The organism is Streptomyces sp. NPDC001514, from assembly GCF_053597075.1.
The window spans coordinates 48,971-70,392 of sequence record NZ_JBSFHO010000024.1 but is presented as its reverse complement, the minus strand read 5'-3'; the positions used below and the strand labels follow the sequence as shown (position 1 = coordinate 70,392).

The following is a 21,422-nucleotide window of genomic DNA, read 5'->3' as shown; positions in this document are numbered from 1 at the left end:
CACACGGCGCTACACCGAAGGAGAGCACTGTTGAGCGTCGAACTGTTTCGCCGCCCCGCACGCCGTCCCGGGCCGGACATGCCCGAGGGCGAGCTGAATCTTCAGGAACCGCCGACGCTCGGCGAGATGACGCCGGACAGTTCGGCCGTCTGGCAGTACCTGCCCATGGCCCTGATGTCGGTCTCGTTCATGCTGATGTACATGCGTCCGGGCAGCAGTTCGGGCGGCGGCTCGTTCATGTACCTGGGTCTCGGCATCATGGCCGTGTCGGTCGTCGCCATGGTCCTGGGCCAGTTCATGAAGCGGGCCGGTGAGCGCAAGCAGAAGCTCAAGGCCGAGCGCCGTGACTACCTGCGCTATCTGTCCCAGATCCGCAGGCGGGTACGGAAGAGCGTGTCCGAGCAGCAGAGCGCGTCCGCCTGGCGTCACCCCGAGCCCGCCCTCCTGTGGTCGCTCGCCGGGACGAGCCGGCTGTGGGAACGCCGGTCCGACGTCGAGGACTTCGCCGAGGTGCGGGTCGCCGTCGGGGACCAGAAGCTCGGGATGAAGCTGGTCCCCACGTCGACCAAGCCGGTCGAGGACCTCGAACCGCTGTGCGCGCACGCGCTGCGCAGCTTCGTTCGCGCCTATGCCACGGTCCCCGACCAGCCGATCGCCGTGTTCCTGCGGGCCTGGTCCCGGGTGCTGTTCCGGGGAGAGGCCGACGAGGTGCGCCCGCTCGTCCGCGCGATGCTGGCCCAGCTCGCCAGCTTCCACTCGCCGGAGGACCTGTGGATCGCGGTGTGCGTGGCGGACGACCGCAGGGACGCGTACGAATGGCTGAAGTGGCTGCCGCACACGCTGCATCCGCACGAGACGGACGCGGCCGGAGCGGTGCGCCGCATCGTGTCGAGCTTCAACGAACTGGAGGAGCTCCTCGGGCCCGAGTTCAGCGAGCGTCCCCCCTACGACCCCGAAGCGGCCCCGGGCATGGAGGAGCCGTACACCGTCATCGTTCTGGACGGTGTGGCGGCTCCGGGCGGACACGTCCTGGACGGTCCCGGGCTGCGCAACGCCGTGGTCATCGACCTGGACTCGTCCCTGACCTGGCGCCCCGGGCGGACCACCCTGCGGCTCGACGTCAGGGACGACACGGTGAGCCTGGTGCGCACCGACCGGGAGCGCCGGGAGCAGTCCACGGCGCTGGGCCGCCCGGACAGCCTGGGCGTGGTGGGAGCGGCCTCGTTGGCGAAGCGGCTGTCGCGGTACCGGCTGGGGCTCGGCGCGGAGGGCTCGGCGGAGCCGTTGAGCACCGACGTCGAACTCACCACGCTGCTGGGCATAGCGGACCTGCACCGCCATGACCCCGACACGCTGTGGAGCAGGCGCAGTGCCGGCGAGCGGCTGAAGGTGCCCATCGCGGTGGCCGCCGACGGCACTCCGGTGGAGCTGGACATCAAGGAGTCCGCGCAGGGCGGCACCGGTCCGCACGGCATGCTGATCGGCGCCACCGGTTCGGGCAAGAGCGAGCTGCTGCGGACCCTCGTGCTGGGCCTCGCCCTGACCAACTCCTCCGAGACGCTGAACTTCGTCCTCGTCGACTTCAAGGGCGGGGCGACCTTCCTCGGTCTGGAGGACCTGCCGCACACCTCGGCCGTGATCACCAACCTCGCGGACGAGGCCGCCCTGGTGTCCCGTATGCAGGACGCGCTGCACGGTGAACTGATGCGCCGGCAGGAACTCCTGCGCGCCGCCGGCAACTACACCTCCGCCCTGGAGTACGAGAAGGCACGGGCCTCGGGGGCCGATCTCACGCCGCTGCCGAGCCTGTTCGTCGTCGTGGACGAGTTCAGCGAGCTGCTCTCCGCCCACCGCGATTTCATGGAGCTTTTCGTCATGATCGGCCGGCTCGGGCGAAGCCTCGGTGTGCACCTGCTGCTCGCCTCGCAGCGCCTGGACGAGGGCCGCATGCACCAGTTGGAGAGCCATCTGTCGTACCGCATCGGTCTGCGCACCTTCTCGGCCATGGAGAGCCGGGGCGTCCTGGGCGTCCCCGACGCCTACGAGCTGCCCTCGCAGCCGGGCGCCGGTTTCATCAAGAGTGGTGTGGAGGCGCTGAAGCGGTTCCGGGCCGCGTACGTCTCCGGGCCGTACCGCATCCGGAGCGGCTCGGTCGATCAGCAGCGGGTGGCCAGCCAGGTCGTGCCGTGGACGGCGGGCTGGATCGTGCCCCGGTCAGCGCCGGCCGCGCAGCTCACGCCCTCCGGCACGGAGGAGGGGGAGGAGGAGCAGGAGCAGGAGTCGGCGGACTCCCTGCTCGCCGTGGCGGTCGGCCGCATGCTCGACGCCGGCCCGGCCGCCCATCAGGTGTGGCTGCCGCCGCTGGGCGAACCGGCCACCCTCGACGAGCTGCTGCCGGGGATCGCCCAGCACCCTGATCTCGGGCTGACGGCCGCGGGGTACCCGTTTCTGGGCTCCCTGCGGGTGCCGGTCGGGATCGTGGACAAGCCCTTCGAGCAGCGCCGTGAGCCGCTGTTCGTCGACCTTTCGGGTGCGGGCGGGCACATCGGCATCGCGGGCGGGCCGCAAAGCGGCAAGAGCACTCTCGTCCGCACCCTCATGACGGCCCTGGCCCTGACCCACACGCCCCGGCAGGTGCAGTTCTACTGTCTGGACTTCGGTGGCGGTTCGCTGGCGGGTCTGGCTCAGCTGCCCCATGTGAGCGGTGTGGCGACCCGGCTCGACGAGGAGCGTGTCGGCCGGGTCCTGTCCGAGGTGACGGCGCTGCTCGCGTACCGGGAGAGGTTCTTCCTCGACAATGAGATCGACTCGATGGCGAGCTACCGGCGCCGCCGGGCGGCTGGTGAGTTCCCCGGGGAGCAGCACGGCGACGTGTTCCTGGTCGTCGACGGGTGGTCCACCCTGCGCCAGGACTTCGACCGGCAGGTGCCGACGCTGAACGCCCTTGCCGCCCGTGGCCTCAACTACGGCATCCACCTCATCATCACCACCGCCCGCTGGGTCGAACTGTCCTCGGCCGTCCGCGACCAGGCGGGGACCCGCCTGGAACTGCGGATGGGTGACGCCATGGACTCCTACATCGACGCCCGCAAGGCGGCGTCCGTGCCGCGTGCCCCGGGCCGGGGTCTGACCCTGGAGGGCAAGCACCACTATCTGGCGGCGCTTCCGCGCATCGACGGCCGGCCGGACGCGACGGATCTCTCGGAGGGGGTGGCGGCGATGGTGGCCGCGGTGCGGGACCACTGGTCGGGTCCGCGTGCGCCGCAGGTGCGGATGCTGCCCGCCGTTCTGTCGTCTGCGGAGCTGCCCCCGGTGGAGAGGAAGCTCCGGCTGCCCATCGGTCTGGAGGAGGAGCGGCTCTCCACGGTGTGGCACGACTTCGGCGAGACACCGCACCTGATCGTGGTCGGTGACACCGAGAGCGGCAAGACGAACATGCTCCGGCTGATCGCCGACACGATCGTACGGACGCACACGCCCGCCGAGGCCCGCATCATGGTCGTCGACTACCGGCGGGAGCTGGTGGAGGCGATCCCCGACGAGTACCGGCTCGGGCACGCCGTGGCCATGGACGCGCTCAAGGAGCTCGTCGACGGTGCCGCCCGAGCGGTGCGGACCCGTATCCCGGGCCCCGACGTCTCGCCCGCCCGGATGCGGCAGTGCGACTGGTGGCAGGGGCCTCGGCTGTTCATCCTCGTGGACGACTACGACATGCTCGGCACGGGTCCGATGACGCAGCCCTTCACTCCGCTGATGGACCAGCTCGCGCTCGGCTACGAGGTGGGTATGCACCTGATCGTCGCCCGGGGCGCCGGGGGCGCGGGACGGGGCCTGGGCGACACGCTGCTGCGCCGGATGCTGGAGGTCAACACACCAGGTCTGCTGCTGTCGTGCCCGCCCTCGGAGGGGTACGTCTTCGGCAACATCAGGGGGCGTCTGCTGAACCCGGGCCGGGGCACGCTGATCTCGCGTCGCAAGAACGTGCAGGTGCAGACCGCGCTGCTGGACCCGGAGGAGCCGGACCGGGGCGGGCCGTCGGCATCGGAGCCGGCATGACGCCCGCCCGGCGGTCAGCTGCCGGCGGCTCGCCAGGAACGCCTGCGGCCCCGTGGCACCACCGCCACGGCGCCGCCGATCAGCAGCACCGACAGCAGGGCCGCGGCCGCGACGATGTACGCCCTGGTCCGTGCGGCGCGCGCGGTGTCACGGGTCTGCTCGATCTTCACGGGTGGGGCGGCGGCGGCCGCGGCGGTGTCGCCCCTGACGGCGGTGAGCGCCGCGTAGGGGTCGAGGCGCGGAACGTCCGCCGGGTAGGCGGTGGACACCAGCCGGGCGGCGGTCTGGGTCGCCGTGAGTTCCGGGTTGCGGGCCCGGACGAGCGCGGCGGCGCCGGCCACGTGGGCGGCGGCGTAGGACGACCCGGATCCGAAGTAGTGGCCCTCGCCCTGCGGGCCCACGCTCACGACGGCGTCCCCGGGCGCGGACAGGTCGGCGGCGAAGGGCTGCGGCGCGTCCTTGGGGCGGCCGAAGTGCTGCCCGTGGTCCACGACCGACAGCACCTGCGGGACGAACGCGGGGAAGTAGGGCCGGGCCTGGGGATCGACCTGGCCGCTGCCGGCGGCGCGGGGCGCGAAGTCGGGGGCGACCGGCGCCACGACGAGGACGTCCTTGCGGGCCGCGTGGGCGACGGCCGACGTCAGCTCGTCGCGCCCGTCGAGGACCGCCTTGCCCACGTAGACGACGCGTGCCCCGAGGTCTGCCGCCTGCCGGATGCCGGCCGCCAGGGTCTTGCCGTCGGTCCGGCCGCGCTCGTCCGTGCAGCGCACGGCGAGGATGCGGGCCCGTGGCGCGGCGCCCGCGACGCCGGAGCCCGGCAGGGGCGCGGCGGCGATCAGGCCCGCGGCGAAACTCCCGTGTCCCACACAGTCCGTGCCGGCCGGCCCGATCGCCGTCACCCGTCCCTGGAGGGCGGGTATTCCGGCGCCGACCCCGGTATCCACGACCGCCACCAGCACCCCTTCCCCCTGGGAGAGCGGCCAGGCGCGGTTCAGGCTCAGGGCCGAGCGCGTCCACGGCTCGGCCTCGGCCTTCTGGCCGGACGCGCCGGCACACTTCTCGTCCGTGCCGAGCACACTGCGCACAGTGGGCAGGGCGACCGGTTCCTCGGCCGCGGCAGCGGTGGTGGGAACGAGGGTCATCACACAACTGGAAACCGCCGCCATGACTGTCCGATGGCGCGGGCAACGAACGCGTCGCATACGGCACATGATAGGCCTCGGACGCCCTCCGACCGGTGGACCCGGAAGAAACCGGCGGCTCGGCGATGGTGTGCACACCATCCCGCTCCGGTCACACCATCTCTGCGCACCCCACACATGAGGAGGAGTTGAACGTGTCACGCCAGATACTCACGGTCGCGGCGGACGGGTCCGGCGGCTACGGGACGATCACCGAGGCACTGGCTGTGGCGCGCTCCGGAGCGGTGGTCCGCATCCGCAGCGGCCGGTACGCCGAGAACCTCATCGTACGAACTCGGGTGACCCTGGTCGCCGCGAGCGACGGAGGTACCGTCGAGATCTGCCCGCGCCGCGGGTCCGCCCTGATCCTCGTCGCTGACGCCGTGATGCTCACCGACCTCGTGGTGCGCGGCGGAGGCGAGGACGTCGCCACCATGGACGCGGCGCGCGGGCAGCTCGCCATGGACGGCTGCACGATCCACGGAACGGGCTGGACCGCGATCCTGGCCCGGCAGACGGGTTCCCTCGCGCTGCGCAACTGCCGCGTCCAGAACCGGGACGGCGCGGGAATCGTCGACACCTCCGCCACCGGCAGCGTGGTGGAGGACTGCGTCCTGGAGAACCTGGGCACGTCCGGTGTGGTCCTGGGCGAGCAGTCGCGCGCGACGGTGCGCAACTGCCGTATCCGCGACGCCCGGGGGAACGGGCTGCTGGCCAACGGCGAGGCGCAGGGCGCGTTCGAGGACTGCGAGATCTCCGGGAGCGTCAAGCCGGGGCTCGCGCTGGAGGGCAACAGCTCGACCTCCGTCAGCCGGGTGCGGGTCCGCGACGTGCCCGTCGGGGTCCTGGTGACCAGCGCGGCACGTCCGCTGCTCGAACACGTGCAGGTCTCGGCCGCGACCGGTCCCGCGTTCGTCCTGTCCTCGGGCGCCGACGCCCTGCTGCGCTACTGCGGGGTGGAGCGGACCAAGGGGATGGGGCTGTTCGTGAACGAGCGCTCCCGCGGCACCATCGAGGAGTGCGATTTCAGCGGCACCCGGCAGGCCGCGATCAAGATCGTCGACAACAGCGTGCCGGTCCTGAGCCGGATCACCGTCAACGACTGCGCGGACTCCGGCGGCGCCGTCCAGCTCGCCGACGGCGCCGCCGCGGAGTTCAGCCACCTGGAGATCAGGAACCCGGCCGGGATCGCCGTGTCGGTGCGCAGTCAGGCCAATCCGCTGCTGCTGCGGGCCCGGATCACCGGCTCCGGCGGAGTGGGCGTGGACGTCACCGACGACGGCCGGGGACGCCTGGAGAACAGCACCGTCGAGCAGACGCAGGGCGCCGGCGTGCGAATCTCCGCCGGCGGTGAGCTGCACGTCAGCGACACCGTGCTGCGTTCCGTGTCGGACGTGGGCCTGGAGGTGGCCGCGGACAGCAGCGCGACCGTCCGGGACTGCGAGATCGACAAGAGCGCCGGCTCGGGTGTGCTGGCCTCGGCCGGCAGCGACGTGGACCTGACCCGGGTGCGTATCGGCGGGGCCGGCGCGCACGGCGTCCTGCTCGGCGAGGGCAGCCGGGCGGACCTGCGGTCCTGCTGGATCGCGCAGAGCGCCGGGGACGGGATCCGGGTCGACACGGCCGAGCGGGCGAGCGTCACCGGGTGCGAGGTGCGGGACAACCGGGGCGCGGGCCTGCGGCAGACCCGGGCCTCGGAGCTGCTCGACGTGGAGGAGCTGACGAGCACCGACAACGGCGCGCCGGACGCCTGGGGCGAGGAGGCCGATCTGGCCGGCGCCCGGCCGGGCGCGGGCGGTCAGGAGCGGGGGCCGCTGGAGGAACTGGAGTCGCTCATCGGCCTCGAAGGGGTCAAGCACCAGGTGCGTACGCTGGTCAACCTCAACCAGCAGGCCCAGCGCAGGGTCCGGCTGGGGATGCCGGTGGCCACCATGAGCCGCCATCTGGTCTTCGCCGGCCCGCCGGGAACCGGCAAGACCACGGTCGCCCGCCTGTACGGCGGCATCCTGGCCGAGCTCGGGGTGCTGCGCTCCGGGCACATCGTGGAGGTCTCCCGCGCGGACCTGGTGGCCCAGTACATCGGCGCGACTGCCATCAAGACCACCGAGGCCTTCAACGAGGCGCTCGGCGGCGTGCTGTTCATCGACGAGGCGTACACCCTGGTGTCGGGGGCCAAGGGGTCCGGCAACGACTTCGGCCAGGAGGCGATCGACACCCTGGTGAAGCTGATGGAGGACCACCGCGACGAGGTCGTGGTCATCGTCGCCGGCTACACCGAGGACATGGAACGTTTCCTGGCCGCCAACGCCGGTCTGGCCTCCCGGTTCCCCCGCGTCATCGAATTCACCAACTACTCGGTCCCCGAACTGGTCACCATCACCGAGAACATCTCGGCCGCCCACCGCTACGTCCTCGGTCCCGGAACCTCCGAGGCCCTGGCCGCGCACTACGAGCGCATGACCCGCGACACCACCTTCGGCAACGGACGGGCGGCACGGTCGGTCTTCGAGGAGATGGTGGACCGCCAGTCGTTCCGGCTGGCGGCCATGACCGAGCCGAGCGAGGAGGACCTCACACTGCTACTGCCTGAGGACGTGGCCGACGCGTCCGCCAAGGGCGGGGACCCAGCCGAGGACCGGCAGCGGCTCCTGGACCAGCTGCACGCCATGACCGGTCTCGGCGCCGTCAAGCGCGAGGTCACCGATCTGGTGAACCTGCTGGCGCTGGCCCGGCAACGGGAGGCGGCCGGCCTGCCGGTGGCACGGCTGAGCCAGCACCTCGTCTTCACCGGGCCCCCCGGCACGGGAAAGACCACGGTGGCACGCCTGTACGCGCGGCTGCTGCACGCGCTCGGCGTCCTGCCCACCGACAAGCTCGTGGAGGTGGCTCGCGCAGATCTGGTGGGACGCTATGTCGGCCACACCGCCCAGCTCGCCAAGGAGGTGTTCCAGAGCGCCATGGGCGGCGTCCTGTTCATCGACGAGGCGTACACCCTCGCGCCGCAGGGCGGCGGCAACGACTTCGGCCAGGAGGCCATCGACACCCTGCTGAAGCTGATGGAGGACCACCGCGACCAGCTGGTGGTCATCGTGGCCGGCTACGCCGACGAGATGGAGCGGTTCATCGCGTCCAACCCCGGTCTGGCCTCGCGCTTCTCCCGCCAGGTGGTGTTCGAGAACTACTCCACCGACGAACTGGTCACCATCGTCGGGAAGCAGGCGGAGAGCGGTGGCTACGTCCTCGGCGAGGAGGCGCTGACGGCAGTCCGTACGCACATCGCCACGCTGCCGCGCGGCCGCTCCTTCGGCAACGCCCGTACCGCACGGCAACTGCTCGAAACCATGATCACCAACCAGGCGCGACGACTCAGCGGTCTGGCCACGCCGTCGATCGACGACCTGTGCGCCCTGCTGCCCGCGGACCTCCCGGAAGCGGCGGGAGCGCCCCTGAAGGGATAGAGACCAGGGCCGTTGCAAAGTCCCTTCTGGTCGGCCGTGACCGGTGTGACGATTCGGCCGTTCGGGATGGTGTTACTACCAGCGCCGGGGCCGCAGCCGGTACCGGACCGGATCTTCCAGTGGTCGCGGACGAGTCGGGCGAGCTGGTACGGGATGGCCTGCTCGGCGGTCAAGCGGGATGTCCTTCCAGGGAAGGGACTTGAGCTGTCTGCGGAGCTTCTTCTGGTTGCCCTTGACCATCACGATGTCGTGCGCCGCCCGACCGAGGAGGTAGTCGGCGTGCTCGCGTTGGGTGTGCATGGCGTCGCTGGTGACCACGACGCCGGCCAGGTCGGCGGCGATCCGGTCGATCGGCAGCAGTGTCCCGTCCAGGATCACGAACGCCTTCTGGGTCGCGGTCTTCATCGCGACGGCCAGGTCTGGGGCGAGCGCGGCCAGGAGCTCGACGGCCTCGGTGACGTACAGGTAAGCGGTGGTGGTGCCGATGCCGAACCCGGCGGCGAGGTGGCCATAGGTGTGGCCGCACCGCATGTGGGCCAGGGTCAGCGGGGCTTGGTGGCCCGCAGTCAGCCGGCGTCGGCGGGTGCCGCGTTGCCGTCGACGAGTGAACTCCATGAGTTTCTGATCAATAGGAACAACGCGGTGCGGCCAGCAAACGGCTGCTCACCGTCGGTGCCGTTGAGTCGGCACGGAGCGCGGTGACAGTGTTGCCGCAGGGTGGGAGCCGAGGCGAAGTCTCCCTTCCGAGAAGTCCCGGCGCACCTGCTCCGTGAGGGCGACATCGTTCATGCCCGGCAGAAGGATGACTGATTCATTGAATCGCGCGTCGCCGGATATCTCGACAGCGTGTACGGTCTCGCCACCCAGACCGATCGCCTGATGAGGGTAGCGCGCGGGAAGGAAGACGAGGTCTCCGGGGCCGGTGACCAGAATCGTTTCCCATCGCGTCCCTTCGGGTGACGCCATCAGCGTTACGGCATGTCCGGAACGGATGAGGACCAATCGGTCTTCGGCGTGACAATGTGGAGTCACGTGGCGTTCGGCGGTGAGCGTCACACGGTAGGCGGAGAGATCGCGTGCTCCACACAGTCCGTCGGTCACTATCGGGGTGAAGAACTGCCCTTGCGCTCCTTGGATCGAACCAGACTCCACGGTGCTCGCGAGGTCTACTAGCCAGCCGCATTCATTTCGCGATATCGCTTCGATATCTCCGTGCTGAATCTGGGGAGTCATGGGCTACCTTTCCACCTGGATCAGACGAATGCATCATGGGGCGCATACAGTCCCACGGGTATTCAGCCACCGTCAACGATTCAACCGGGGCGGCTTGTCGCCCAGGTGCTGGCGGGCCCTGGTCCGACCGCCGCGACCTTCACAAGCGCCGGATCCCCCCGGTGATCTCCCGTCGAGGCGCGAACATCGAGGCCTGGACATGCCGCGCTACGTCGTCGAGCGGTCTTTCGCCCTGCTCCACCAGTTCAAACGCCTCGCCGTCCGCTGGGAACGCCGCTCCGAACTCTTTCCGGTGAAAGAGCACCCATTTCCCTCAGTCGTTCGAACATCCGATGAAAATAGGGGCCGTCCATGAGTGGAAGAGTGACGGCGGAGTCCGGCCCAGCGAGTAGGTCAGTAGTGCGATCGCAGGTGAAACGAGGCAGTCGATGGCGCGGATCGTCGGAGAGTATGTACGCCATGAACAGCGACATCGCCGCGAGCGACCGGGCTGGCGGACGCCCGCGCTCGGCCTGCAAGCGAGCCCACCATGCGGAGTAGGGAACAGTCTCCAGGTCATATCCGTATGCTCGGAGTTGTGAGAACACTTCCGCCCACGACATCGGCCGAGGGTCGATCAGATTGTACGTCTGACCCAGGAGATGGGGTTGGGCCGCGATGGCTGCGATTGACCTGCTGACATAGTCGACGCTGGACACCGGGACCAGCTTTCCGGTGTCCGGAACGGCACCGATCTGCAGACATGCCTGCAGGATGAGCGCGACGCCGTCGATAGGAGAGCAGTCTCCCGCCGCACTGTCGCCGAGTATCAGACCAGGCCTGTGAATCGCCGTGGGAACCCCCCGAAGATGGGCCTCGCGTATCAGGCGTTCAGATACCCACTTACTATGCTCGTATCCAATCTTCGGTACATGCTCCAGTGGCACATCGTGTTCCTCCTGAACTTCGGGGATTCCCCCGTGGGAGTACGCGGCCATCAACACGCCCAGCGTTGACACGAAGTGCACTGGGATCACACGTCCATGGGTGGCGAGCCGAAGCACGTCGATCGTCGAGGTTACGTTCGTCGCCTTTATTCGACTGTAGGACGCCGCCATATTGGTGGAGGCACCGCAGTGATGAATGACCTCTACGTACCGCGCCAGCAGTCCGTAATGTGCCTCACTGATTCCGAGTCCTGGCCGACTGAGGTCACCGGGGATTGCCATGACTCGCTGCAGGTCATCGTCACTCGTCCCGATCTCCCGGAGACGTGAATTCAGTCGCGATCGCGCTTCAGCGGAGGAAGACGCTCGGACCAGGCAATACACCATGGCAGCGGGCTCTTTGAGCAGCTCCCGGCACAGATAGCTCCCCAAGAAACCCGTTGCACCCGTGACGAGGGCAGCTGTCGGTCTTGAGGAGATCCGCACACTGGGACCATTCGGGCGGATGTCAGGAGGGAGAACGGTGTCGTCGGAAGCGTGAGCGATGTGCAGGGGAGGCGGGAGAGGCGGACCGGCCGTGAGCAATTTCGCAAGCTCCTTATACCGAGAAATTCAAGGAAGTCGCAGGACCATCGCGCTGAAGCTCAGGCCGGCTCCGTAGCCACCGACCAGCGCGAGATTGCCACTGACCGCCTTTCCGGAGTCGAGCAGGCTGCGCATGGCAAGCGGTATGGAAGCCGCACTCGTATTGCCCGCTGTCACGACGTCCCGAGCCACGACAGCGTTCTCGGGGAGAGGCAGTGAACTGGCCAGCATGTCCACGATACGCAGATTGGCCTGGTGCGGAATGAAAGCCGAGATTCGGCTCCAGTCCACTTGTGCGGACTCGACCGCGCGGCGCAGAGCCGGAAGTACATCACCACGAACCCAGCGCGCGAGGCTCTTTCCATCCATGCGCAGCACTGGCCGGGACATGCGAGTACTGGAAGCGTATTCCGCCCACGTGGCCGTCATCTCCAGCACCTCGGCCTGAGCACCGCTGGCACCCCAGACAACGGGGCCGATCCCCCACTCGGTGGCCGCCGGCCCCACGACCACCGCCCCGGCACCGTCCCCGAAGAGAAAACCAAGGGAAGGGTCGGCGACATCGACGATGTCGGTCATCCGGTCAGCGGCCACGATCAGGACGTATCTCGCGGTGCCCGACCCGATCAACGAGCGTGCGACCGCCAAAGCGTGCGTGAAACCGGCGCATGCGGCAGCCAGGTCGAACCCTGCGGCGCGGTCGGCGCCGAGTCGGTGAGCCACGGTGGGCGCGAGCTGCGGCATCTGCAAGAGGTTGGTGCTGGTAGCGACGAGCACGCAGTCGATGCTGGAGGCATCGACTGCTGCTTCGGCCAACGCCTTCTCCGCAGCGGCCACGCCCATCATGGTGAGCGTTTCGGTCTCCTCGGCGTACCTTCTCGACTGAATACCGGAACGTGCCCGGACCCAGTGCTCGTCATGACCGACCAGCCGACCCGCTTCAGCGCTGCTCACTTCCCGGCTCGCCCGGCACTCGCCCAACCCCAGCAATTGGGATTCCTGCACCTCACACCTGCTCAGTCGCCTGGAGCCCATTAACGTAGTCAAGTGCGTGTCGAGGTGTCTCCATCCTGTCCAGGACCTCCTCAGGAACGTTAATGCCGAAACTCTCCTCAAGTCTGGCACCGAGTTCGACCAGAGCAAGGGAGTCGAAGTCGAGCTCTACGAAAGACTTGTCCAGGACGCCCTCCTGGGAAAAGTCGGTTGCGGAGTCCTCTCCGACACACGCCCTCATGATTTCGAAGAGAGCATCAGGCGAGATTCGCGACATCCCGCTCCTCCTCATTCTCGTTTTGCCGTCAGGTCTGAAGCGGTAGCGATGAACACGTGGAGTCCCGAACGACGCGACGTCATCGCGTACGAATGCAGTGAGCTGCTGGGCTGGATTGAGGACACGTCAAAGGTCAGCGAAATATCAGAGCTGCATCGCCAACCTGAACGCAGAACGTCAGCGCACTTGAGTGAGGTATGGCACGATGCAAACCCCAGGAGACGAAGCTAGTTTGTCAGTGGACAGAAGATTGACACAGGGTGCGGTCTTCGTCAAGAAGACTTCTCAGCTCAGCGAGTCCTTTTGTGACGGTTTTTCATAATCGCAAGGTTTGACCTCGACTCGTCGGTGGGTTGAGCCGCCAACCTGCCCAGTACTATTGATCAGAAACTCATGGTGTTCTCGTCCAGGACGTAGCGGACGTGCGGGCCGCCGAAGTAACCGCGGACGATGTGCGGACGCTGGCGCCTGCGGAAGAAGCGGCGGGTCTCGGCGGCGAGTTCGGGCTGATCGCGGGCTCGGTGCTGCTTGGGCAGGCTGTGCTTGAGGTCGGCGTTGACCAGCTCGTCGGGGTTCAGCTCGGGCGAGCCTCCTGCGCCGACGGCGACAGATGCCGCGCGTCCCCCACCAGATCGCTCACACCACACCAACGACTCAGCACCCGAGCCGTTTCTGATCAATGGCCCAGCTCTTGCGGGCCGTAAAGGAAGTCCGCGACGGCGATGGTGCGGTCGGTCGAAACGTCATCGATGACGATGCTTGTCTTCTCCCGCGATGGTTCCTCCGGAGAATGAACAGTCCGCAGACGCAAGCGGAGCCTCGCGTCGAGGTCGGCGTTGCCGAGATAGCAGATCCGGGCGTCCCGGAGGGCCCGGCTGAGGAAAGACCGGCGGGACCGGCCCAGGGAGAGCCATCGGTCGAGCTGCGCTCGCTCGGCGATGGCGAAGTAGGAAGCGAAGTACAGCAGGCCCACGCCGTTGACGTCGCTGGTGATGTCGACGGCGCGTTCGACGACATAGTCGGGGCCGGACCGCGGCCAGGCGTCCGTCACCGGGTCGGGAAAGGCGTGCTGCCTGCGGGCCTGATCACACAGGAAGCGAGGTGAGTGGGTGTCGGGAACCGGAGGAAGGACGGCGTGGTCGAACCCGACCGGAGGGGAGCACACGAGGCCCACATTGGAGTGGGCGCTGCCGCGGGAAACCCACAGGTTGAAATTCTCCACGTGTATACAGTCGTCCCGGTGCCGTGTGTAGGCTTCGCTCACTCTAAACGGTTCGACGGCGTCACCGTCCTCACCACCGGCTGTCCGCCGCAGCCGGTGCACGGTCAGCACACCTCGGCGGCCTGCTTGGAAGACCCGGGACTGGACGTCCAAGTGGTCACCGAATGTGAGCTGTTGAGGGTGGAAGCCTCCACTGGACGTGATTCGACAGTAGTAGAAGGAGAGATAGGTGGGCCGTCCTTGTCCGTCTCGGGCGTTGCAGACGTCCAGCGCACAGGCGTCACTCACCGCTTCCCAAGTCCAGTCGCCTACACATGCGACAAGCGCTCGCGTGGAACCGCACATGCCCGGGTTCACGGTCACCAGCCGCCGCAGGGAGGTCGGTCCCATGCGCTGGACCTGGCTGAAGCGGGGGGGGCCGTACTAACGTGATGGGATGCGTCGTCATCTCGGGCTCCCTTCCTCCTGGGCACGGAACGCGGACAGGTCGGGGCTGAGAGCTGGAGCGCGAAGCAGGTCATCCGACAGTGCGAAGCCGTCAGTCAGGAACTCCGCGTCAGCGAGGAGCTGAGCGCACAGCGTCTCCATCAGGCGGGGAATCCGCTTGACCTGAGAAGGAGTCAGCGCGCCCTGGGCCAGGTACCACGCGGCATCCCTGCTGGTGATCCCCAGGGCATAGACCGCCGCGAGCCGGCGCAGAACCCGCTCTGCCCGGGGGGAGCGGGTGCGGGCCACCGCCTCAGAGAAGGCATCCACCGCATGTGCGGCTCCCTGGCGCGTGGCCAGGTCGATCGCGGTATTGACGTGGTCGTTCCAAGCGGTGAAGACGGCGCTTCCTCGGCGTACTTCCCCGGCGCATGGCACGGGCGGTCTCCTGACCCACCACGCCCTGCCGATACCGTAGCAACTCCATGTGGTATTGCAGGTCGGTGAGGCTGCGGCCGTGGGGGGCGGGCCTCGGATGCGCCTCGGGGGTTGCGAGCAGTTCGCTGCCGACCTTCGCGATCAGAGGCACATTGTCGCCTTCGGCCGTGACGACACCCTGCGCGGTGGACACGTAGTCCGCGATGCGGTTGGCGGAGAACAGTCCCTGGGCCCCTATGCGTTCACGGCAGGTGGTGATGACGTCCGTCATGGTCCAACTGGTGACAGCCTTCGCGATGTCGATGAGCTGTTTGGTGTGATCGCTGCCGCTGGAACGCAGGTACTCTCGCTTGACTCGATTGATCAGGAAGGTCATCGCGTAGACATCGGCCAGTGCGCGGAACAGGGCGGTCTGCTGACTGCGGTACGCCAGCAGCGGTACCTCCAGACGGCCTGGGGCGGCGGTGTGCCGGCGCAGGCTGTACCGCACCGCTATGTACGTGCTCGCGCGCCCCGCCGCGACCAGTGCGCTGGACAGGCAGAGTCGGCCGACGTGTACCTGCTCGATCGCGGCGGAGAACCGGCGGCGTCGGCCGCGTATCTCGCTGACGAACTCGCCTTCCCCGGTGATGTCTCCCATGGCTCCCCCCAGAAAGTTGCGGCGGGGCACACGGACGTGGTCGAACCAGGTGAGGCCGTTGTCCAGCGCGAAGCCGGGCTTCTCCGGAAGAGGGACAGCCCGTATCCCGGGACACAAACCATGCTTGTCGCTGATCCGGACGAGGATTCTTCAACGTAGTCGTTGAGATCGTCACGGTTCTGGCCGTGATGGAGAACGGTGGCCAGGCAGAGGTTGTAATGCACGGACAGCAGCGGCAGCGTGGTGGTGTCCATCAGCACCGGCCAGTCGATGACCGCGAACAGCTTTCGCGGGTCGGCCAGGACTTTGTCGGCCGCGTCCGCACGCTGGTGGATCAAGCGCGTGCGCTCATAGGCGAGCCGACCCTGTTCGGGCATCGTCAGACCCTCACGCCGGTGAAAGAGAGGATCTGCCACCGCCTCGCGGATCGGGCGGTGAATGGCCTCGAAGTCACCATCGAGCACCAGGTCGATGAGTTCGTCGCGCTCGGACCCCGAAGCTGATAGCTACTGTGCATACTGACGCGTTCTTGCCATGGGGCATCACCTTCGTCATAGGCATGGAGCGTATTTTCGGGAAGCGGCGAAGTGACCGTCAGGCACCAAACAACAGGCTGACGTTGTGTCCGCCGAACCCGGCGGAGTTACTGAGAGCGTGGTCCAGTGCCACTGCGCGTGGCGCCCGGGACACGATGTCGACCTGGATGCTGGGATCTCGTTGGACGAGGTTCGCCGTGGGCGGGATCGTCTGGCGGGCAATACTCAGTACGGTGTAGGCGGCCTCGACGGCGCCTGCCGCGCCGAGGGTGTGGCCTGTGACGCCTTTGGTGGAGGTGACGGCGACCGACTTCGAGCCGAGGCGGGCGATGGCACTCGCTTCGGTAGCGTCGTTGAGCGGAGTAGACGTCCCGTGAGCGTTCACGTGCTGCACTCGCTCCGGCGGCAACCCGGCGTCCCGGCAGGCGAGTCGCATCGCCTGCTCCATTCCCCGGCCGGTTGGATGCGGAGAGGTGAGGTGACTCGCGTCGCAGGTGGCACCGTAGCCCAGCAGCCGGGCCCAGACGCGGGCACCTCGCGCGTGGGCGTCCGTAAGGCGTTCCAGCACCAGGATTCCCGCGCCCTCCGCGATCACAAAGCCCTTGCGGTCCGCGTCGAAGGGACGGGAGGCTTGTTCGGGCGGCAACGTCCCACTGTACAGGACGCCCATGCGTGCGAAGCCCGAGACGAAGGTGGGAGTCACCGCCGCCTCGGTGCCGCCGGCGAGAACGACGTCGCATGCGCCGGAGAGCAGGAGGTCTCGGGCCACACCGACCGCCGACGCGCCCGAAGCGCACGCCGTCGCCGTCACGAGATTGGGCCCTGTGGCCGCGTACTCGATCGCAAGTCGCCCTGCAACCATGTTGACCAGAGCCATGGGGTGAAAGAGCGCTGAGACACCCTTGCTGCCCTTACTCAGGAATCGTTCATGCTGGGCTTCCAGCGTGGACACACCGCCCGCGGCCATCAGATGGTGCCCGGCTGACCGTATTCGGTGGTGGCCGCGCTGGAGACCGGTCGCACGTCGTGGACGGCGGTACTGGACGCGGTCCGCCTGGAGCCCGGCGCCGATGTCGCCGCGGTGACCACGGTGCAGATCCGCGAGGTCGTCGAACGGCTCGTCGCCGCCGGCCAGTGGCGGCCTGGTGACCCGGAGGTCCTGGTCGTGCTGGGCGCCGGATACGACGCCCCGCGCATCGCCCACCTCCTGGGTGACCTGCCCGTCGAGATCCTCGGCCGCCTCCGTTCGGACCGCTTGATGCGGCGGCCGACACCGCCACGGTCTACGACCCCAAGGGCGGCCGACCGCCCAAGCACAGTGGCGAGTTCGTCTTCGGCGACCCGGCAACCTGGGGCACCGAGCAGGCCGTGACGACCACGGACACCGGCTCTACGGGAGGGCGACCGCGCGAGCGTGGGACCGGCTGCACCCGCGGCTGACCCGCCGGGCCGCATGGCTCGACCACGACGGACCGCTGCCCATCATCGAGGGAACCGTCATCCGCCTGGTCGTGGAGAGGCTGCCCAGCGGCGGGGTCAACAAGCCGGTATGGCTGTGGTGGTCGGGCACCGGCGCCACCGAAGCGGACGCCGACCGCTGCTGGCAGTCCTTCCTCCGCCGCTTCAACATCAAGCACACGTTCCGCCTGTTCAAGCAGACGCTCGGGTGGACCAAGCCCCGACTTCGCAGCTCGGAAGCGGCCGACCGGTGGACCTGGCTGGTGATCGCCCAATGCCGCGAAGTTAAGGGCCCGGAGGCGGTGTCAAGAGGAGCGTGAAATGCTGCGGGGCCTCTGCTATCCAGGGGATCGACCAAGATCTTCCCGAAAGCAGAGGCCCTGTGGTCCAGTCTGTCATGGGCAGCGCCAGCGATGTGTTCGCCCCCGGCCATCTCGGTGAGTTAACGCAGGTCGTGCCCCCGGAGTTGGTTGACGCGGCTCTGGAGGAGACCGGAGCGCAGGAGCGACGGCTGCGATGCCTTCCCTCCCGGGTCGGCGTGTACTTCGTTCTGGCTTTGGGATTGTTCGAGCATCTCGGCGCCCGACTCGTGTGGACCAAACTGGTCGCGGGGCTGACCGCCCGCGTCCCCGAGCCTTCCGAGAAGGCGCTTCGTGACCTGCGCCGGCGGATCGGCCCGGCTCCGGTCAAGCGGCTCTTCGAGGTGTTGGCGGGGCCGCTGGCCCAGCCGTCCACTCCTGGGGTGAGTTACCGACGCTGGCGGACGGTCGCCTTTGACGGGTGCAGCAGCCTGATCGTCCCCGACCATGAACGGAACTGGTCCTGGCTCGGCCGCCCCGCCAGCCGGCTCGGCCAGGCGGGATATCCCAGGCTGATGCTGATGACACTGTGCGAGACCGGAACCCGCGGCCTGATCGCGGCAGCCTTCGGCCCCGTGGCCAGGGGCGAGACGTATTACGCACAGCAGCTGGCTTCGAACTTGACCCCGGACATGTTGCTACTGGCTGACCGTGCCTTCCACACCAATGACCTGCTCGCACAGGCCGCCCGCCGCGGCGCACAGTTCCTGGTGCGTTGCACCAGTCGTCGGCATCCGCCGATCCTGACGCTACTGCCCGACGGCTCCTACCTCACGCGCATCGCTGGCCTCACCCTGCGCGTCATCGAAGCCGAGATCCGCACTCGCACCGCCGACGGCAGCACCTTCGGCGAGACCTACCGGCTGCTGACCACGCTCACCGACCACCGCACCGACCCGGCCCACCAGCTCGTCCGCCTGTACCACGAGCGCTGGGAGATCGAGTGCGCCTACCTGGCACTGCGTCACACACTCCTCAAGGGCCGCGTCCTGCGCTCGAAGGATCCTGCCGGGCTCACCCAGGAAGTATGGGGACTTCTCACCCTCTACCAGGTCTTGCGGTCCGTCATGGTCACGGCCGTGGAGACCCAGCCTGGCACCGACCCGGACCGCGCCGCCTTCATCATCGCCCTGGAGGCCGCCCGCGACACCATCGCCCTCACCGCCCACCCGACAGCGCCCCCCGGACACGACGCCCAGGCGGACCTGGTCGGACACATCGGCACCCGTCTCCTGCACGCCTTGCTCCCCAAACGCCGCCCGCGGACCTCCGCCCGCGTCGCGAAGCGCGGAATCTCGCGTTACCACACCTGGAACCGCGATCAACGCCCCCGCGGCAGCACCCCCATCGCTGCCATCGACATCACGGTCCGGGCACCCACTCTCCCGACCGCACAGGATCCGGCCCGCAAAGCATCCAGCCCCTGGGACCGGCTCTGCCAGATCCTTGCCGCGCACGCCAACCAACCCATGCACGCCCACGACCTCGCCGACCACATGGGGCTTACGGCACCCCAATCCCGCAAGAACCTCGCTTCTCAACTCTGTCTCTGGACCCGCCACAGCCTCCTAACCCGCACCGCGCCGAATACGTACAAGATCACCCTGCCCGACACCTTGACACCGCCTCCGGGCCCTTAACTTCGCGGCATTGGGTGATCGCCGCCTATGCCCAACTCCGGCTCGCCCGCCCGCTGGCCACCGACCTCCGCAGGCCCTGGGAGAAGCCGACCGAGCCGAACAAACCGACACCCGCCCGCGTCCGGAGAGGTTCAGAAACCTGCACGCGAAAGCCGGGTCACCAGCCGGTGCACCGAAACCGTCCCAGCCCGGACCCGGGCGGCCACCGGGATCGAAGAACCGCCGCCCGGCTCCACGCCATGACGTGGGCAGAGTCCTTGCCACTGGTGAGGCGTTCAGTCGTCCCGCCCACCACAAGCTCGCATGCCAGAGGCTGTCTGGTCGGACGCCCGCAGAATCCGGCCACGCAGCCGCTGATCGGCCCCGCCGCACCGGTATTGCATCTAGCGCACCGTTTCAGGGGCCGGTTGCCGTGCTGCGTGGTGATGCCGGGCACTCGCCCAGGTCAGCCCACCCATCCGTCTGCTCGGCGAATTCCTGTCCCCATCGGGGCAACGGCTCATCCGGCACCACCAGATCATGACCGAGTTTCTGTCCCTGGTATGTCTCGAATGCGCCGTCGCCGGTCGTCTGGTGAATCAGCAGCCGTGCGGAGGCTGGGGTGGCGCTGGCGCTGTGCTGGTTGCCAGCCACCGCACGCAAACCGTCGATGTAGTAACCGTGGCTCATCCGGATCGAACCCCGGCTCTTGCCCTTGAGGTCACGGCCCAGCGGCCCCCAGCGCACTTCGTGCATGCTCGCCGAGTCGACTGGATCGTCGCTCTTGTCGCGTGCGGTATACGTGACGGCCATGTCCACGCGGCCGTCGTTGTCGAAATCTCCGAACGCCGCCCGGAATCCCTCCTCGGGCGACGCATGGGCCTTCTTGCGCCCTTTCGCCGTGGTGACGATCGACCACACGGAGTGCCGGACCTGCTTGTTGCCAGGTCCCTCGAACGTGACGACCGTGCGCCCGTCACGGTCCTTGCTATCGCGCACCTCGTCCACCACACCGTCGCCGTCCACGTCTGCATACAGCGTCCGCCCGTCCGACGAGGCGCAGATCGGCTGTTCCTCGCCCGGGTTACGCACGTGGGGATCCGCGCTCGGCTCCTGGCTCGTCGGCCACGCGTACCAGCCCACCCCCACCGCCACGATCACGGCGATTGAACAGCCCACCAACCATCTGCGACGCCGCGCTGCCTCGGCGCTGGGCGCGTCTACGAAGGCGTTCTTGCGCTCGGATATGTCGTCACCACGCATTTGAGAACCCTAGACGCAATACCGGTGACTTTGGTGTTCTCGGGTTGTTTGGTGAGAGGCTTGGGGCTGGGTTGCTGGCAGCGGTACCGACTACTGCTTCCTGGCGAAGTTGCCGGTGTCGGCTTCGGTGAGGATGCCGAGTTTGACCAGGCGTTTCAGCTTGGCCCGGGTGCCTTCGACGTTCTTCGGCAGCACTTCGTGGCCGAGAGCCCGGCAGATGTCCTTCGCCCGCAGAAGGACCGGTCGTCTCGTTGAAGTCAGCGGGGATGCGGGTGTAGTCCCTGTGCTCGGGCAGCTCCGGCGGGGATGTGGGGAGCCGGTCGGCGAGGCCGGTGACGGTCTTGCGGGTGATCGCGAGGTGCTCGAGGCGTGTCTCGGCCTCCCGCAGCTGGGTCTGCAGGTCGTCGATCTGCGTGCGAAGGTCGTTGGCCAGGACTCGGGCGGCGTCCTCCTGTAGGTCCAGTGCCTCCAGGAGGGGGCGAATGTTCATGTGCTCACCGTCTCTTCGCGCCAGGTGGGGGATGTTCGCGCCGGTGAGGCGGCGGATCATGACGTGGGACATCGCCCAGTAGACGCGGGAGGCGGACGAGGAGGGCCGGTGCTCGTAGTCACGGACCAGGCGCCGGTGCAGTACCAGGATCCCGTAGGTCTGCTCGACCCTCCACCGCTTCGGCTGCGGCAGGAATCCCCGGTGCCCGGGGTCGCGTTCGACGATCTCGACGTCGACGCCCAGGCCGTCACCGTGCTTCACG

The 21,422-nt window shown here is 68.1% G+C and carries 16 protein-coding genes and 3 pseudogenes; 6 read left to right on the top strand and 13 right to left on the bottom strand.

From position 1 onward, the window contains the following. The first annotated feature begins 30 nt into the window (after window positions 1–30). Complete coding sequence (eccCa, locus tag ACWCXB_RS24265; protein WP_450725580.1) at window positions 31–4,056, top strand: type VII secretion protein EccCa; 4,026 nt, start codon at window positions 31–33, stop codon at window positions 4,054–4,056. A 14-nt stretch (window positions 4,057–4,070) separates the two neighbouring features. On the opposite strand, the gene ACWCXB_RS24260 is transcribed toward eccCa, so the two are convergent. Next, window positions 4,071–5,198 (bottom strand): S8 family serine peptidase, encoded by a 1,128-nt coding sequence (locus ACWCXB_RS24260; RefSeq protein WP_450725579.1) that lies wholly within the window; start codon window positions 5,196–5,198, stop codon window positions 4,071–4,073. A gap of 194 nt (window positions 5,199–5,392) precedes the next feature. Here ACWCXB_RS24260 and ACWCXB_RS24255 point away from each other — a divergent pair, with 194 nt between their 5' ends. After that, window positions 5,393–8,695 carry a right-handed parallel beta-helix repeat-containing protein gene (locus tag ACWCXB_RS24255; protein ID WP_450725578.1) on the top strand — a complete coding sequence of 1,101 codons (3,303 nt, stop codon included), beginning with the start codon at window positions 5,393–5,395 and terminating at the stop codon, window positions 8,693–8,695. 330 nt (window positions 8,696–9,025) lie between these two features. On the opposite strand, the pseudogene ACWCXB_RS24250 reads toward ACWCXB_RS24255, so the two are convergent. The 9 genes and pseudogenes from ACWCXB_RS24250 to ACWCXB_RS24210 form a co-directional block, all read right to left on the bottom strand. Beyond that, window positions 9,026–9,298, bottom strand: a pseudogene (locus ACWCXB_RS24250) (transposase family protein); the annotation flags it as partial. Between the two features lie 60 nt (window positions 9,299–9,358). Then, window positions 9,359–9,928 (bottom strand): hypothetical protein, encoded by a 570-nt coding sequence (locus tag ACWCXB_RS24245; RefSeq protein ID WP_450725577.1) that lies wholly within the window; start codon window positions 9,926–9,928, stop codon window positions 9,359–9,361. A gap of 245 nt (window positions 9,929–10,173) precedes the next feature. Further along, on the bottom strand, window positions 10,174–11,340 hold the full coding sequence (locus tag ACWCXB_RS24240; protein WP_450725576.1) for a thioester reductase domain-containing protein: 1,167 nt from the start codon (window positions 11,338–11,340) through the stop codon (window positions 10,174–10,176). A 126-nt stretch (window positions 11,341–11,466) separates the two neighbouring features. Then, complete coding sequence (locus ACWCXB_RS24235) at window positions 11,467–12,444, bottom strand: ketoacyl-ACP synthase III (RefSeq protein WP_450725575.1); 978 nt, start codon at window positions 12,442–12,444, stop codon at window positions 11,467–11,469. 1 nt (window position 12,445) lies between these two features. After that, window positions 12,446–12,709 (bottom strand): acyl carrier protein, encoded by a 264-nt coding sequence (locus ACWCXB_RS24230; protein ID WP_450725574.1) that lies wholly within the window; start codon window positions 12,707–12,709, stop codon window positions 12,446–12,448. Between the two features lie 383 nt (window positions 12,710–13,092). Next, window positions 13,093–13,359, bottom strand: a complete 267-nt coding sequence (locus ACWCXB_RS24225) for a hypothetical protein (protein ID WP_450725573.1) — start codon at window positions 13,357–13,359, stop codon at window positions 13,093–13,095. A 26-nt stretch (window positions 13,360–13,385) separates the two neighbouring features. Beyond that, entirely contained in the window at window positions 13,386–14,321 is a 936-nt protein-coding gene (locus ACWCXB_RS24220) for an LnmK family bifunctional acyltransferase/decarboxylase (protein WP_450725572.1), read from the bottom strand. A 54-nt stretch (window positions 14,322–14,375) separates the two neighbouring features. Further along, window positions 14,376–14,717 (bottom strand): acyl-CoA dehydrogenase, encoded by a 342-nt coding sequence (locus ACWCXB_RS24215; protein ID WP_450725591.1) that lies wholly within the window; start codon window positions 14,715–14,717, stop codon window positions 14,376–14,378. Further along, window positions 14,671–15,435 carry an acyl-CoA dehydrogenase family protein gene (locus ACWCXB_RS24210; RefSeq protein WP_450725571.1) on the bottom strand — a complete coding sequence of 255 codons (765 nt, stop codon included), beginning with the start codon at window positions 15,433–15,435 and terminating at the stop codon, window positions 14,671–14,673. The genes ACWCXB_RS24215 and ACWCXB_RS24210 overlap by 47 nt, the downstream gene beginning before the upstream one ends. Window positions 15,436–15,620: 185 nt before the next feature. On the opposite strand from ACWCXB_RS24210, the gene ACWCXB_RS24205 reads away from it, so the two are divergent. Next, on the top strand, window positions 15,621–15,938 hold the full coding sequence (locus tag ACWCXB_RS24205; protein WP_450725570.1) for a hypothetical protein: 318 nt from the start codon (window positions 15,621–15,623) through the stop codon (window positions 15,936–15,938). 91 nt (window positions 15,939–16,029) lie between these two features. On the opposite strand, the gene ACWCXB_RS24200 is transcribed toward ACWCXB_RS24205, so the two are convergent. Continuing rightward, window positions 16,030–16,923: a beta-ketoacyl-[acyl-carrier-protein] synthase family protein gene (locus ACWCXB_RS24200; protein WP_450725569.1), complete on the bottom strand. Its 894-nt coding sequence runs from the start codon at window positions 16,921–16,923 to the stop codon at window positions 16,030–16,032. Between the two features lie 33 nt (window positions 16,924–16,956). Here ACWCXB_RS24200 and ACWCXB_RS24195 point away from each other — a divergent pair. From ACWCXB_RS24195 to ACWCXB_RS24185, 3 genes and pseudogenes are all read left to right on the top strand, one after another. Beyond that, window positions 16,957–17,701, top strand: a pseudogene (locus tag ACWCXB_RS24195) (transposase); the annotation flags it as partial. 110 nt (window positions 17,702–17,811) lie between these two features. Then, complete coding sequence (locus ACWCXB_RS24190; protein WP_450725568.1) at window positions 17,812–19,428, top strand: IS4 family transposase; 1,617 nt, start codon at window positions 17,812–17,814, stop codon at window positions 19,426–19,428. A gap of 14 nt (window positions 19,429–19,442) precedes the next feature. Then, a pseudogene (locus ACWCXB_RS24185) lies at window positions 19,443–19,708 on the top strand (NF041680 family putative transposase); the annotation flags it as partial. A 116-nt stretch (window positions 19,709–19,824) separates the two neighbouring features. Here ACWCXB_RS24185 and ACWCXB_RS24180 read toward each other — a convergent pair. Then, window positions 19,825–20,670 carry an FG-GAP repeat domain-containing protein gene (locus tag ACWCXB_RS24180; protein ID WP_450725567.1) on the bottom strand — a complete coding sequence of 282 codons (846 nt, stop codon included), beginning with the start codon at window positions 20,668–20,670 and terminating at the stop codon, window positions 19,825–19,827. Beyond that, the gene (locus ACWCXB_RS24175; protein ID WP_450725566.1) at window positions 20,660–21,421 is read right to left on the bottom strand and encodes a hypothetical protein; all 762 of its coding nucleotides are present in this window, start codon (window positions 21,419–21,421) and stop codon (window positions 20,660–20,662) included. Before ACWCXB_RS24175 ends, ACWCXB_RS24180 begins: the two co-directional genes overlap by 11 nt. Window position 21,422: the final 1 nt, after the last annotated feature.